The sequence below is a fragment of the Candidatus Symbiopectobacterium sp. NZEC127 genome (assembly GCF_025962675.1).
Lineage (GTDB): Bacteria > Pseudomonadota > Gammaproteobacteria > Enterobacterales > Enterobacteriaceae > Symbiopectobacterium.
Window position 1 is genome coordinate 1 of sequence record NZ_JAGFPG010000027.1, and the last position, 752, is coordinate 752.

A 752-nucleotide genomic window follows, 5' to 3' on the forward strand; every position below is an offset into this window, starting at 1 on the left:
TGCACTATTGCTGACAGTAGCGGCGAAACAGCTTTGCCAGCTGTGCCCCCATCGGGGAGAGCATGGTATCTTTGCGCTGTATCAAATAGAACGTCGCCTTGGGAAGCGGCTGGTCCAACTCCAGTACGCGTAGCCGCTCACCCAGAATAGGGTCTCGCGTGATGTCGCGTGACAGAATGCTGATAAAATCAGTCTGGGTAACCAGGCTGATGTTGGAAAGCAGTGTCTCGCAGGTGACGCTCACGCGCGGCTGCTTGGGCAAAGTGGCAAACAGCTCATACAACTGTGTGTAATAACTGCCGCGCGGCGTGGGCATCGTCCATTCATACTCCATCAGATCCTCCAGGCTATTGACGTGCACCAACGGGTGATCGCGCCTAACTACCACGCAATACTCTTTTTCCATCAGTTTTTCGTATAACAGCTCGTTATCATAGGATGAGCCCGAATAGGTATTGATGGTGAAATCCAGCTCTCCCTGGCGCAATTCATGGATCATGGCGACCAATTGCCCCTCAGTGATACGCAGTTTGACCTGAGGGTAAAGACGATGGAAGCGCTTGATGATCTCGGGCATGACCGTGTGGGCAACGCTGGCACCAATACCAATGTTGACGCGGCCTGAGGCTTGCCCGAGTCGCTGCTGGATATCTTCTCGCGCCACGCGCAACTCTTCCATGATCAGACTGGCATGACGAAAATAGGCTTCGCCGCAATCGGTCAATACCATGCCTTGCCGATGGCGCAGAAAT

At 53.7% G+C, this 752-nt stretch carries 1 protein-coding gene; it reads right to left on the bottom strand.

Annotated elements, in window-relative coordinates; all coding sequences use genetic code 11:
* Positions 1-4: 4 nt before the first annotated feature.
* On the bottom strand, positions 5-752 hold a 748-nt coding region (locus J5069_RS23710), incomplete at its 5' end, for a LysR family transcriptional regulator (RefSeq protein ID WP_264646111.1).